At 49.6% G+C, this 13451-nt stretch carries 15 protein-coding genes; 7 read left to right on the plus strand and 8 right to left on the minus strand.

All coding sequences use genetic code 11. The features are described from left to right. The 3 genes from ACZ47H_RS03850 to ACZ47H_RS03860 are packed head-to-tail and all read left to right on the plus strand — an operon-like array spanning position 1 to position 2964. The gene (locus ACZ47H_RS03850; protein WP_464933873.1) at positions 1–741 is read left to right on the plus strand and encodes a branched-chain amino acid ABC transporter ATP-binding protein; all 741 of its coding nucleotides are present in this window, start codon (positions 1–3) and stop codon (positions 739–741) included. Further along, positions 731–1813 carry a branched-chain amino acid ABC transporter permease gene (locus ACZ47H_RS03855; RefSeq protein WP_464933874.1) on the plus strand — a complete coding sequence of 361 codons (1083 nt, stop codon included), beginning with the start codon at positions 731–733 and terminating at the stop codon, positions 1811–1813. Before ACZ47H_RS03850 ends, ACZ47H_RS03855 begins: the two co-directional genes overlap by 11 nt. After that, positions 1813–2964 carry a branched-chain amino acid ABC transporter permease gene (locus ACZ47H_RS03860; RefSeq protein ID WP_464933875.1) on the plus strand — a complete coding sequence of 384 codons (1152 nt, stop codon included), beginning with the start codon at positions 1813–1815 and terminating at the stop codon, positions 2962–2964. Before ACZ47H_RS03855 ends, ACZ47H_RS03860 begins: the two co-directional genes overlap by 1 nt. Here ACZ47H_RS03860 and ACZ47H_RS03865 read toward each other — a convergent pair. The 3 genes from ACZ47H_RS03865 to ACZ47H_RS03875 all read right to left on the minus strand — a co-directional run bounded on the left by ACZ47H_RS03865 (position 2959) and on the right by ACZ47H_RS03875 (position 6162). Beyond that, positions 2959–4458 (minus strand): alkaline phosphatase family protein, encoded by a 1500-nt coding sequence (locus ACZ47H_RS03865; protein ID WP_464933877.1) that lies wholly within the window; start codon positions 4456–4458, stop codon positions 2959–2961. The genes ACZ47H_RS03860 and ACZ47H_RS03865 overlap by 6 nt on opposite strands. Positions 4459–4510: 52 nt before the next feature. Beyond that, complete coding sequence (locus tag ACZ47H_RS03870; RefSeq protein WP_464933878.1) at positions 4511–5500, minus strand: UDP-N-acetylglucosamine--N-acetylmuramyl-(pentapeptide) pyrophosphoryl-undecaprenol N-acetylglucosamine transferase; 990 nt, start codon at positions 5498–5500, stop codon at positions 4511–4513. Positions 5501–5679: 179 nt separating this feature from the next. Continuing rightward, positions 5680–6162, minus strand: a complete 483-nt coding sequence (locus ACZ47H_RS03875) for a thioredoxin family protein (protein ID WP_464933879.1) — start codon at positions 6160–6162, stop codon at positions 5680–5682. A 171-nt stretch (positions 6163–6333) separates the two neighbouring features. Here ACZ47H_RS03875 and ACZ47H_RS03880 point away from each other — a divergent pair, with 171 nt between their 5' ends. From ACZ47H_RS03880 to ACZ47H_RS03890, 3 genes are all read left to right on the plus strand, one after another. After that, positions 6334–6813: a peroxiredoxin gene (locus ACZ47H_RS03880; RefSeq protein ID WP_464933880.1), complete on the plus strand. Its 480-nt coding sequence runs from the start codon at positions 6334–6336 to the stop codon at positions 6811–6813. Between the two features lie 100 nt (positions 6814–6913). Next, on the plus strand, positions 6914–8827 hold the full coding sequence (locus ACZ47H_RS03885; RefSeq protein ID WP_464933881.1) for a 2-oxoacid:ferredoxin oxidoreductase subunit alpha: 1914 nt from the start codon (positions 6914–6916) through the stop codon (positions 8825–8827). A 1-nt stretch (position 8828) separates the two neighbouring features. Then, positions 8829–9758 (plus strand): 2-oxoacid:ferredoxin oxidoreductase subunit beta, encoded by a 930-nt coding sequence (locus ACZ47H_RS03890; protein WP_464933882.1) that lies wholly within the window; start codon positions 8829–8831, stop codon positions 9756–9758. A gap of 28 nt (positions 9759–9786) precedes the next feature. Here the strand turns inward: ACZ47H_RS03890 and ACZ47H_RS03895 are convergent, their stop codons facing one another. Further along, entirely contained in the window at positions 9787–11100 is a 1314-nt protein-coding gene (locus tag ACZ47H_RS03895) for a lyase family protein (RefSeq protein ID WP_464933883.1), read from the minus strand. Positions 11101–11257: 157 nt separating this feature from the next. On the opposite strand from ACZ47H_RS03895, the gene metG reads away from it, so the two are divergent. Then, entirely contained in the window at positions 11258–11593 is a 336-nt protein-coding gene (gene metG / locus ACZ47H_RS03900) for a methionine--tRNA ligase subunit beta (RefSeq protein WP_464933884.1), read from the plus strand. Positions 11594–11800: 207 nt separating this feature from the next. Here the strand turns inward: metG and ACZ47H_RS03905 are convergent, their stop codons facing one another. From ACZ47H_RS03905 to ACZ47H_RS03920, 4 genes are all read right to left on the minus strand, one after another. Then, positions 11801–11974 (minus strand): hypothetical protein, encoded by a 174-nt coding sequence (locus ACZ47H_RS03905; RefSeq protein ID WP_464933885.1) that lies wholly within the window; start codon positions 11972–11974, stop codon positions 11801–11803. Between the two features lie 74 nt (positions 11975–12048). Further along, a complete protein-coding gene (locus tag ACZ47H_RS03910) occupies positions 12049–12612 on the minus strand; it encodes a GTPase (protein WP_464933886.1) in 564 nt (187 codons plus the stop codon). Positions 12613–12756: 144 nt separating this feature from the next. Further along, positions 12757–12996, minus strand: coding sequence for a ferredoxin (locus tag ACZ47H_RS03915; protein ID WP_464933887.1), 240 nt, complete (start codon positions 12994–12996; stop codon positions 12757–12759). A 185-nt stretch (positions 12997–13181) separates the two neighbouring features. Continuing rightward, a complete protein-coding gene (locus ACZ47H_RS03920) occupies positions 13182–13313 on the minus strand; it encodes a hypothetical protein (protein WP_464933888.1) in 132 nt (43 codons plus the stop codon). Positions 13314–13451 lie beyond the last annotated feature (138 nt).

Below are 13451 nucleotides of genomic sequence, written 5' to 3' on the forward strand. Positions count from 1 at the left end.
GTGGGCGAAGACGTTATATTGAGGTTGGAGAACGTAAACGCTGGATACGAGAAGCTGCAGACTCTCTTCGACGTCACTCTAGAGGTTCCCCGAGGAAAGATTACGGTGATAGTCGGGCCGAACGGGGCTGGCAAGAGCACCCTTTTGAAGACAATGTTCGGTCTTACCAAGGTCTACAGTGGAGTGATAAAACTCGAGGGGGAGGATATAACTAGGCTGCCTCCACATGAGAGGGCAAAGCTTGGTATGGCCTTCATATTCCAGCTGAACAATATCTTCGCCAACCTCTCTGTCATAGAGAATCTTAGGCTAGCAGGCCACGACCTGCCGAGGGAGGTTCTAGAGGAGAGGATACGAGAGGTATTCGAGACTTTCCCACGGCTCAAGGAGAGGGCGAAGCAGAAGGCTGGCACAATGAGCGGTGGCGAGAGGCAGATGCTCGCGATGGGTATAGGGATGATTAGGAGGCCCAAGATCTTCCTAATAGACGAGCCGACAGCGGGCCTGTCTCCGAAGCTTGCAAAGGAGGTGCTAGCAAATGTCAAGAAGCTGAATGAGCAAGGCTATACAATAGTCCTTGTGGAGCAGAACGTGAAGGCGGGCCTCGAGATCGGTGATAAAGGGGTTCTAGTAGTTAATGGAAGGGTCGTCTTCGATGGGCCCGCCAAGGAGCTCCTAGCCAGGAGAGATCTTGCGAAACTCTACCTTGGTGTAGGAGGGGGTGAGCTGGGTGGATCTTAACCTGTTCATGAGCACCACGATCTACGGGGGCGTTCTAGCCCTCCTCTCCCTAGGTATCACCCTCATCTATATGACTACGGGGGTAGTGAACTTTGCCCATCCTAGACTGAGCCTAGTAGGAGCCTACCTAGCAACAACTGCAATGGCGGTATACGTTAGGGAACACGGGATACAAGCTAATTTTAGCAGCAGGAGCTTCATGGGCGGGGAGCTCATAGTACCCTATCCGGCAAGCGTCTATCTCATTGGCCTCACCATGGCAATAATAGGTGGGATACTAGCGGCGATGGCCGAGTACTACGTGATACTAAAGCCTCTACAGAAGAGGGGAGCCGACAGCCTCAAATTAATGATAGCGACCCTAGCCTACGATTTCCTACTATATGCAATCCTGTTCCTTTACAACTCACACTCTTGGGTAAAGTATATCCTAAAGGAGGCTCTCAACCTACTTGCATCAAAGATGGACTTCAGCCCCTACGACTTCACGCTGATCACTAAGGGCCAAGTATACATTACCGGAGGCTTCATACTAACAGTCATAATAGTCGCCCTGCTCGCAGTAACCCTCTACCTCCTACTATTCAAGACAACCCTAGGAATAAAGATGAGAGCCAGTGTAGAGAACCCGCCGCTAGCAGAAGTGCTGGGAGTAAACGTTGATAGAATCTATGGGATATCTTGGATCATAAGCGGCCTTACAGCAGGGATTGCGGGGTTCCTAATGCTCCTAGAACCGAGTAGTGGAGGGTTGAAACCGATAAGCGCTAGTAGCCCTGCAGACGAGATAGTTGTGAGCGCCTTCGCTGGCAGCATAGTTGGTGGAGTGAATAGTATCTTCGGGAGCATATTCGGAGGCTTCTTCATAGGATACGTGGAGACATACGTTGCCCACTGGCTAGCCTTGGTAACCGGTTATAGCGAACTCTTCAAGTTCAGCAGGGTCATCTCAATGTTCATAGTTGGAATAACTCTCCTCTTCGCACCGCAGGGTATAGCGGGATACCTGAAGGAGAAGAATGCGGGCGAGTTGTTCTCCAGATTATTTAAGAGGAGTGGAGGTGAAGGGTGATGGTGGACATTGCCAGTCTAACCGAGATTATAGTTAGTTATGTTGCAATCTATTTTATTCTAACAGTAGCACTTAACATAAAGGCTGGGCTAACCGGGATACCGGACTTCGGCCACGCAATGTTCTTCGCTATAGGAGGCATTGTAGTCGCAAACCTCGCGGCTAGAATCGCTGCAGCATTCGTAGCGAGCCAGATAGGGGTATCACCTGGAGAAGCAGCGCACTTAGTCATAGCTGACAACACGGCGACAATGGTTAAAGTAAACGCTGCCCTAGCAACGAGACCAATACTCGACGTAATGCTGATCATATTCTCTCTTGTAGCGGCGCTTATACTGGGTGGTCTGCTCGGATGGCTGGCGTCTTACCCTGCGCTAAGGCTTAGAGGCGACTACTTGGCAATAATGCTCCTAACAGCCAGTGAAGGCCTAAGGATACTCTTAATGTACACTAAGCCTGTGATGGGGGCGACGCCCACGGTTGGATTAACAACACCACAACTATTCAAATTTGCTGACAACCCTGGCCTCTGGTCAACGGTATTCGTAGCGCTCCTGGCAGTTATAGTATTCATCTATGCTGAGAGGTTCCATAACAGTCCAAGCGGCAGATTATTCAGGGCTGTGAGAGACGATGAGGAGAGTGCCGAGGCCGTGGGAAAGGATATCGCTAAGGTTAGGAGGGACTCAATGATAATAGGAAGCGCTCTAGCCGCAGTAGCTGGAGTAGCATACAGCTTCTCCCCATGGATCGCTGGATCAAGTATAGCCGCGCAGAGCATATTCGACCGAGTGCAGTGGACGTTCTTCCCTTGGGCGCTAATGATACTCGGGGGGATGGGTAGCAACAAGGGTATATCGATAGCGACGATCATAGTTGGAGCATCAATAATAGGCCCGATAAACATCTATAAGAATGACATTGCGGAAGCCCTGCATGTCACCAGGTTCGGATTCGATACCGGGAGCTTCGCCAACGCATTACAGCTTATACTTATAGCCCTCCTAATACTGCTCGTATTATTCTTCAGGCCTAAAGGAATAATACCGGAGCCGCCAAGCTACACTCTAAAACCCAAAGAACTCAGGGAAATGGTCAAGAAGGTAGTTGAGAGGAGGCCGACCGAAGAGGTTGCAGGAGGCTCCTCATAGTCTATTCCCTCCCCTTTCTCTCACCCAATTCCTCTTATGCAGCCTCTTTACTATCCTAAACTTACCAGTATAATCGGCAACCTCTGGTCTCCTACCACATATGGAGGACAAGGTACTCAGGTCATCGCTGTGCTTTGACACTGGAACGTTCAAGCGGCACATTATTAATGGGGCTACAATTGTGTTCTTGAAGGTTCTTCCTCGGATTGCATCCTCTATTGTGCCGTCCCCTGTCTTGGCCGCGAATACTCCCCAGAGGTCGTGGGAGTGGTATTTGGTCTTCAAGTATATTGTCCCCATTATTCTCGCGGGGCCAAGAACGTAGCCTTTCTCGTGTTCTCCCAATACTACGACATCTGGACCCCTTATTGTATAGGGTCCCTTGTAGACCTCCAGAGAATCCCAGACCTTGATGCCCCTATACTTTCTAAGTACCTCTATGATTTCTTGCTTGCTCACGGTCCCGTCGAAGATGTATACTCCATAGGTCCCCCCCTCCGGCATGTACGCCTTACTCCTCTTGTAGTCGATTGAGTAGCCAGACCTAACGACCGGCTTCACACCCGTTAACCTCTCATATATTCGTGCGATTGCAGGGAATGCCTTTCTTGCGAGTGGCTCGAGGCCTAGCCTAGCTATTATCATGTAGAGGCTCTTTGGTACCTTGACTTTCTTAGTCCTAGCCCCCTTCTGCCTCGCGAGCATGTCTACGAGAGGCTTTTCCTCGTCCTCCTGGGAGGCGACTACGTAGCCGTGCCTGTATAGTATATCATTAACGTTAACTCTATAATCGTACATCCTGAAGCCGTGATCACTCACAATATACACGTCATCATAGGAAGCGAGCATCTGGCCGGCTAGCTTGTCTATCTTTTTCCATATCCTAGAGGCATGGCTGGGGGATTTCAAGAGTCCAGGTTTCTTATGGAAGAGATGGTCTGGAAAGTTTAGCGTGACCCACGCGAGGTCGACCTCGCCCTCCTCCTCTAGGAGGCCCCTTACCGCTTCAAGATACTCTAGAATATAAGCTGGGTAGTCTTGATCTCTATCAGCGTTTATCCCCGAGAAGTACTTCTCGTATATTCTTAGTGGGTGGCTTGATGGGGAGGGGTTAAAGAATAGGTTGCTGACTATTATAGAGTATTTTACGGGGAGGATGGGATAGTCGGGTATAGGATTAATCATGATGCTCTTACGCTTATTGAATGAGAGCATCTCGTGTACTCTCGGATGCTCTAGGTCCCAGGCGAGGGCTAGCCTCCTCTCCCTAGATGCCCGGTCCACGTGGAAGAATGAGAATATCCCATGCCTTCCAGGGTTGACGCCCGACATTATCGAGGGCCAGCTGGCCTCAGTTATCGGCGGTATGCACTCTAGGCTGGCTGCCGATTCAAGAATGCTTAACAGGTTTGGGGTTTGCCCCCACTCTCTAAGCTTTTCGATATACCAGTAGGGTAGGGCATCTAGACCGAGCACTCCAGCGGTCGCTGCCACTAACCTGCACCCCTAACCAGTCTCCCGCGACGGGGTACCTATAATCAATAAGTTAATTAGGAGGGTCCCAATGGTCCATGGAGTTCTCTAAGAGTATTGATGCGATCTTCTCAGCCCCATTAGGATAGCTTGGAGGAGTCTTCTTCAGAGCCTTCTCCACCGCCTCTTCCAGCACTCTTGGAGATATCCTATCAACATATACTGCCCCTATCTTTTCAGCGAATAATGGAGCGTTTTCGAGGCTCGAGGACATTGGTACGTGGCGGCCAGGTACAAGGACCACCGGCTTCTTATAGGCTAGGGCGGCGGTAGCTCCCGTCATGCCGGGAAACTGTGTAACAACAACTCTCGCCCCAGCCAAGACCCTGTCGAAGTCATGGGTAAACCTAAATACTCTCCAGCCTGGCCTGGCCCTAGCATAAGGTTCGGGATCGACTTCGCCAGTCTGTAATACAACTCTTTCCCAACTAGATTTGAGTACTGCGTCGAACAGCTCCTTATTGCCCAGGGTCCCTGCCGTTACTAGCACATAGCCCCCTTCATAAGGCTTCACAGTTGCAGGTTCATAGACTGGCCCCACTACTATGCCTTCAGGGTAGTTCTTTTTCTGCTCAGGCCAGTGTAGGAAGGTTGTGTGCGCAAATCTGGAGATAATCTTGGTCGCCCGACTCGCTTCTAGTATTCGATCTATGCTTTCCAAGTTGTAGACTCTAACACCCTTCACCCGCGCTACGAGAGCCGGGATCAAGCTGAAGTTCGAGCCTGTGGCTAAGATAGCCTCTAGCCTTCCCGGAATCTTCAATATGCTCTCTCCAAGGCATATGAACCACCTATGAAGGGTTCTAACAAGCGGTTCTCCGGGGCGTCTGGGTAGTGTTAGTTCTTCTACTTCTCCAAACCTGGAGAGTTTCTTCTTTACCCAGCCGCTGCCCTTCGCAACGAGTATTAGGGGTCTCTCACCTTTCATGTTAAGGTAGTATGCTACTGCGTAGGCGTATCCGCTGTGGCCACCGTATCCTGCTAATAAGAGGGTTTTAGCCAATCTTACTCCTTCCCCGCCGCCTCGTCTCTTACGGCTTTTCTCCACCGTAAAAATGAGTCCCCTAGCGTCATAAAATGAGGCTATCTAGAGAGCTGCTGAATCTGGTCCTTGAGGTGTTTAGAAACAGTATACGAGGACGATACTAGTAGGGCGTTATATAAGCGGCTTGAACAGCTCCTTTAGTCGTCTTCCTCGTATCCGGGTATAGGGCATCCCTCGCTCTCCAAGAGCCTAGTAAGGAATTCCTCGAAGACCTCGACGGGGACGAGTCCTACAAGCCTGTCTACTTCTCTTCCCCTCCTGAACGCTATTATAGTGGGGGTCCCCATAATGTAGTAGGCCCCTGCAATCTGATATAGACGTGCTGCATTGACTTTGAAGATCATCATTCTGTCTCCAAGTAGTCTTGCTGCCTCCTCTACAAGTGGCTGCATCATCTTACAATAGGGGCACGTTGGAGTATAGAAGAATGCCAGTGAAAGTTTACACCCTGAGATTGCCTTCTTGAATTCATCGATGCTGTTGACTTCGAAGAGCTCCTGCTTGGGACTGATAGTGCAGCATTTCTTTTTCGTTTCTTCTTTCAGTAGTTCTAGTATAAGCTTCTGGCGGGCGAGCTCAAGCACCTCTTTGTCTAGCGTCTTATCGCTTGTATTGGTCATTGCTTTCAACCGAGGATTGCCTGTGATTATTGCTGGGTTTATATAGAGTAATATGTATTCTATTTCTATATTAATTAATCGGCTGAATTATATATCATGGCCCGCAGGATTTGTAATATATACGTACACTCATACATTCTTACAAGTTACTACAAGGTTGGTGCAATGAATATGGTTGAAGTTGGAGATAAAGCCCCTAACTTCACTCTACCGAACCAAGATATGGAGAAGATCTCGCTCGACCAGCTACTCTCCGAGGGGAAGCCGGTTGTACTCGTCTTCTTCCCAGCAGCCTTCAGCCCTGTATGTACTAGGGAGCTGTGCAACTTCAGGGATAGAATGTCTAAGCTAGGAAAGGCAAATGCTAGAGTCGTCGGTATCAGCGTTGATAATCCTTGGTGCCTCAAGGAGTTTAAACTAGCCAATAGGTTGCCCTTCGACCTTCTCAGCGACTATAACAGGGAGGTTATAGATGCCTATGGTGTAGTCCTCGAGGAGCTTGCGGGCTTCAAGAGGCTAGCGAAGAGGGCTGTATTCATAATAACGCCCGATGGGATAGTGAGGTGGAAGTGGGTTAGCGATGACCCAGCCGTTGAACCAGATTACGACGAGGTCGTTGAGAGGGCCAACGCGCTAGGTGGGGGCTCCTAAAACGATGACTGGACGCATATTATATATGTTGCTATGTGTTCTTTAACTGTGTTAAATATATTTATCCTGGACGTGATATTGAGGGATAGAGGAGTTGAAATTGGCTGATAAAAGAGTCGAGGCGAGATTTCTTCTAGGAGGCCCTCAGGGCACGGGTCTAGAGACAGCCTCGCAAGTACTGGCATCAGCATACGCCATGATAGGATACAGGGTGTATTCAAGCAGGGAGTACTTCTCCAATATCAAGGGAAGGCACAGCTACATAAACGTGAGGGTCAACGCCTACAAGCAGCCCTACGCCCCCATAGAAAACCCCCATATAATCGCGGGGATAGACGCTGAGACAATACTAACCCACTTCACCGAGGCTGGGGATGGTACTACCATAATATACGATGTTGGACAAGAGAACGTATCCCTCCGCTCCATTCCAAGCATGGAGAAGGAGCTGAAAGAGAGGCTCAGGAAGCTCTTCGAGGGAAGGGACCCAACAGTAAAAGACGCAGTGAAGTACGCCAAGGATAAGCTGATGGCTACACCACTACCATTAAACTATAAGAGGATACTAGACGAGTTCTCCAAGGAAACCGGTATACCACGATTCCAGGCAAAGAGGTATATGAACACGATCACGATAGCAACAATCGCTAACATAACAGGGTTAACGCTGGAGGCCCTCCGTGCAGGCTTCGAGAGGAGGTTCCAGGGGAGGGAAAAGATAATCGAGGAAAACATGAAGCTGGCGGAGAAGGTTTACGAGGAGACAAGCCACCTGAGAGGCAGGTACCAGCTGGAAGAACCCAAGAATCCTCCCGACGAGTACTTTGTGGTGACAGGAAACGATGCTGTTGGAATGGCTAAGATCGTTGGTGGACTCCGCTTCCAGTCATACTACCCCATAACTCCGGCGGCGGATGAAAGCTTCATGATTGAAGCACACGAGAACCTTGCAAGGTTTAAGGAGGATCTAGGCGGAGTCATAGTTTTCCAGACAGAGGATGAGATAGCAGCGATAACATCAGCTATAGGAGCAGCCCTTACAGGAGCAAGAGCCGCTACGGCAACTAGCGGTCCAGGCTTCGACCTGATGGTTGAAGCACTTGGATGGGCAGGGATAAACGAGGTGCCAGTAGTTATAACGTATTATCAGCGTGGAGGCCCCAGCACTGGGCTCCCGACCAGAGGTGGCCAGCAGGATCTCTTCTCAGCCCTATTCTCAAGCCACGGGGAATTCCCGAGAATAATTATAGCGAGCGGGGATCACGAGGAGGCATTCTTAGATGCGATAAAGGCGCTTAACTGGGCTGAGAGATACCAGACTCCAGTTATCCACCTGCTTGACAAGTTCATGGCCAACGCAACCGTAACTCTACCACCACCACAATTCGAGAGGATTGTCATTGACCGGGGGCTGATTCTTGATAAGCCCGTTGAGGGATACAAGCACTTCAAAAAGAACGGGTCCCCAATAACTCCAAGACCCATAGTAGGCATGGAGGGAATGGTTACCTGGTACACTGGGGACGAGCACGACGAGGATGGCCACATAAGCGAGGACCCGGAGAACAGGCTTAAGATGCACGAGCTGAGAATGAAGAAGCTGGAGATAGCTGACCTGGAGATACCAGAAGAGGAGCGCGCTATAGTCTATGGTAACGGGAAGGACTTCCTCCTTGTGGGCTGGGGCTCCACTAAGGGGGCTGCGCTAGAAGCGTTAGAACTCCTTGCTGAGGAGGGCTATATGGGGGCGTACCTCCACCTTAAGGTGTTCGAGCCCTTCCCCAAGAGGCTTGTAGCAGAGGTACTCGGAAGGTACCCGCAGGATAGGGTGATCGCTGTAGAAGCAAACTATGAGAGCATGGCTGCAAAGGTGACAACTATGAATACAGGCTTTGTTTTCAAGAAGCATATACTCAAGTGGACCGGGAGACCCATCTATGTCGGAGAGCTCTCTCGGGCAGTCCTGAAGATCCTAGAGGGATCAGATAGGGAGGTGTTAACCTATGGGGCTTAGAATGGATTACAAGACGGATGTCTGGGTAGACTGGTGCCCCGGATGCGGGGACTTTGGTATACTAACGGGAGTACAGAGGGCGCTGAAGGAGCTAGAGATACCACCGTGGAGGACCGTGATAGTCTCGGGTATCGGATGTAGCGGTAAAACACCACACTTCATCTACGCTTACGGCGTCCACACGCTGCATGGTAGGGCAATACCCTTCGCGACAGGCATCAAGATGAGCAACCCAGACCTAACAGTGATAGTAGATGGCGGCGACGGAGACCTGCTCGGTATAGGGGCAGGCCACTTCGTAGCACTAGGTAGGAGGAACCTCGACATAACTGTGCTGATACACGACAACCAAGTCTACGGTCTCACCAAGGGCCAGGCTAGTCCAACACTTCCAGCGGGCGTGCAGACGAAATCCCTACCCAAACCCAACCTCCAAGACCCCGTTAACCCGATAGCCCTAGCCATTACAAGCGGCTACACGTTCGTAGCGAGAGCCTTCGCAATGGACATAGAGCACTTGACCAGCATAATAAAGAGGGCTATCAACCATAAGGGGGCAGCGGTAGTAGACATTCTCCAGCCCTGCGTAACATACAACAACATCTACACAACGCAGTGGTACCGGAAGAGAGTCTACAAGCTAGAAGACGAGCCGGGCTGGGACCCTGTAGTAAGAAACCCGAGCGAGAGGCCCATGAAGATCGCCAAAGCTATAGAGAAGGCATGGGAATGGGGCGATAGGGTACCGGTAGGCGTCTTCTACGAGGATAAGACAAAGGACACGATACTCGACAGGATACAGAACTACATACCAACCTACAAGGAAAAGCCGCCTGCGAAGCAGGAGATAAGCGTTGGCGGGAAGCCAGTGGTCGATTCAGAGACCTTCAAGGAGATATTCAAATCATACATTATAAGGGTAAGAAAGTAGTATAAACCCATTCTTTGGTTTTTATAGTTTATTTTATTTTCCCCTCGTAGGCCCCTAGCATCCTCCTAGGATCAATCATACCAGCCAGCTCTCTCGATACCCCTTCCGCCTCCAAAGCCTCCTCTAGGCTAGCGCCCGACTGAATCCTCTCAACGATCCTAGCAACCTTGTCATAGCCGAGTATAGGGGATAGAACCGTTAGTAGGGCTGCACTCCTTTTGGCCAGCTCCATCATCCTCTCCTTATCGGGCTTGATGCTGGGTAGGACTACTGTAGTCATCTTCTCCACAGACTCCTTGAGGAGTGCGATCATCTTATGAATATTGTACGCGACGACGGGGAACCCCATGAACAGCTCTAGCTCTCCTAGCGTAGCGGAGAAGCCTATTGATGACTCAAAACCATACACCTCTGAGACGGCTTGCATTATGGATTCTAGGGTGACCGGGTTCTTCTTTCCCGGCATGATGCTGCTGCCGGGAGCCTCTGTTTCGATATCGATCTCCGCGATGCCGGTGAATGGGCCGCTGTAGAGAAGGCGGAGGTCCTGGCTTAACCTATATAGATCCAGTGCTACCGCTTTGAGGGACCCTGCAAGTATAATGATGTCGAATATACTCTTCATTTTAGCAGACGGATTCTCCATGGGCTCCAACTGTATACCTGTAAGGCTAGACAAGTATTCCACAACCCTCTCCTTATAACCTCTAGGAGAATTGGCTCCAGTGCCAACAGCTGTCCCTCCAAGCGGTATCTTTCTTAAAATGCTCATAGCATACTTTAGTGCCTCAGCATGTGCTCTGAAAATGAATGAATACGCTTCCAGCTCCATTCCAAAGGTAACCGGTAAGGCGTCGCGGAGATGGGTCCTACCAGGCTTAACATAATCCCCGTATTCACCCGCTTTCAAGCCTATGGTGCTGGCTAGCTTCTTCAGTGACTCCAACAGCTCCTCCGTCTCCTTATAGGTCATGATCCGTAGAGCAGTAGGGACCACATCGTTGCTGCTCTGGCTTTTATTAACGTCGTCGAGGGGATGTATTGGTCTATTCAGCTTTGTAGATGCGTGCTTGGCAATAACTTCGTTTACATTTAAGTTCAGCCCTGTCCCGCTCCCTGTCTGAAAAACGTCAACGGTAATCTCGTCATCATAGTCGCCTCTAGCCAGCTCTAATGCCGTCTGGTAGATAGCTTCGAACTTGTCCTTTTCCAGCACTCCCAGCTCGTAGTTGGCCTTTGCTGCGGCGGCCTTGATGAGCCCCATAGCCCAGATCATTCTACGAGGGAAACGTGTACCCGTATCTAGGTAGCCTTTACTAGCCTTGGACGTGTACTCGTTCATTTACGATAACCTATAAGAAATGTGTCATTGAGAGATGTTTTATATCACAACATATACTAGATTTAATATGATATGTTTAAATATTAATTAACTCTAGGGATCGGTTGTGAATCGTTTAAAAGTAACTGTCACCGATAGAGAAGGATAGGGATGATCAATGGAAGGGAGCATAAAGTACGAGGATTTCGCTAAGATAGACCTTCGCGTCGGCAAGGTAGTGAGTGCTGAGAAGGTTCCCAAGTCTCGTAAGCTGATAAAGCTTATCGTAGACCTGGGAGGCGAGAAAAGGCAGATACTCGCAGGGCTGGCGAAATGGTATAAACCCGAGGACTTCATAGGGAAGTACGTGGTCGTCGTAGCAAACCTTGAGCCTAAGAAGATGATGGGCTTGGAGAGCCAGGGGATGATACTGGCAGCACCATGCAGTGGAGAGTCTAAACCCGTATTCCTGACCGTTCCCGAGCCTGTGGAGCCCGGGAGTAAAGTCTGCTAGTCCCCAGGTGAAGTCTACATTAATAACCCCACACAAGCGTGGGATATAACGGGTATCGCCTGGGGGTTTGACAGCGCCGTTGTCAGCGGCGTTCTGGGATGACCCCCAGGTATCCGGGCTCCACACCGGCTCAATTAAATAATACTATAACCGTAATTTCAGCCTGGATAGGTGGGTGAGAACGAATACTCGAGAGGATCTAGCTCGTCACTGAGAGCCCGCTCTTCCGGCTCCAAGGTATTCCTCGGGCGGTACGTAGAAGAGAAGCTTCGCCTTATGATAATCTCTTATAACAGTTCTAGCCGCCTCCTCTATGAGCGGTTCTCCGGACAGCTTATAGAACCAGCCTCTCTTGGCCGCCAGCTTCTCTAGGATCTTCATAGGGTCCCTCTCCGTTATACCGTAAGCCCTCTCTACAGCCCTAGGATTATATCTTAGAGCCCTCTCTAGTAATGCTAGGGCTGGGGGACGGGGTCTACTAGCTCCTCTGGGCTTCTACCCCTTATAATTGCCTCCGGCCATCCCCCCTCCACGGGAATGACTCCCGGCGTATCAATCATGTAGAAGCCGGGCTCGATCTTCAATAGCTGTATCCCCTTAGTATACCCTGGGCTCCCCGGTATGGGGCTGGTCGAAGCACCCTTTCTACCTCTCAGGGCGTTTATTATGCTCGATTTACCGGTCTTGGGATACCCTACGACAACCACGCTGAAGGGCTTTATTCGAGCGACATGCTTGATATAGCCTCTCAGGATCCTTGTACCTAGCCTGTTCCTCGCAGAGATGTAGAGGACATCGTATCCCTGCCCCTCTATTATGCGGGCCCACTTTTCAGCGACGCTCCTAGGGACAAGGTCTGACTTGTTAAGGATTATAATGAGGTCTTTATCCATGGCTTCAGCCATCTTCTCCACTCGCCTGCTGCGGGTGTGGATAGGATCTCGTATGTCGACCACTTCTAGTACTACGTCAGCGTTCTTCATCGTCCTGGCCAGTAGCCTCCATGATGCGAGTTCCATCCCTAAACTCACCGTTCCTTGCCTGTTCTCCTAGATGATACCACCGTTATAGTTTTGGATAACGCTATTATACTCTAAGACCCGAATGCAGTTGAAAGAAAGGATTAAATAAAGATAAATTTGAATTAAAAATTATTAATTGGGTTAGGCGGGCTCAACGTGGATGATGTTGACTGGACAGCTGTCAGCTGCCTCCTGGGCACAGTCCTTCAAGTCGTCGGGGACTACTCCCTCGGCGACGTTGTTAGCGTCGGTCCTGAACTCGGCCTTTATCTGGCTCTTTCCGTCCTCGTCGCTCATCTCGAATATTTCTCCGCATATTGAGACGCATACCATGTCGCTGATGCACGTGTCCCTTGGCTCTATCTTTACCTTGAAGGGCATATCCTCTCACACCTCTTTGGTCTCATGGTAATTGAATTGATAGTTAGATATTAAAGGTTTGGATATGTAGGGGTTAATGCAAGAATATATAGGATTTCCATAACAGCTGCAGTTAAAACGATAATATATTTATACAGATACTGGCGAGTAATTATAATTCTCTAGCAGTGTTTTTCTCCGGCCAGCTAGGCTCCTAGCCCTATTAGGCTGGTGACGAACCAGTCATAGTCCTCTTCATCCTTTCTAGTTACTTTGAAGCTGATGCGCTTTGCCCTCGCCATTCTTTTTACTTTGACTTTTATGTTGCTTATACTCATGCTACTCACCACTCTAATAGTCTATCGACGAGAGTATATAATTGAATGCCCGAGTAATATACGTCTCTAGTCGAACAAAATAGATTAAATATTTTTATGCATATTCAGATAATTATATTATAATATCAGTATACCTGT

This window comes from Thermodiscus maritimus (assembly GCF_055382595.1).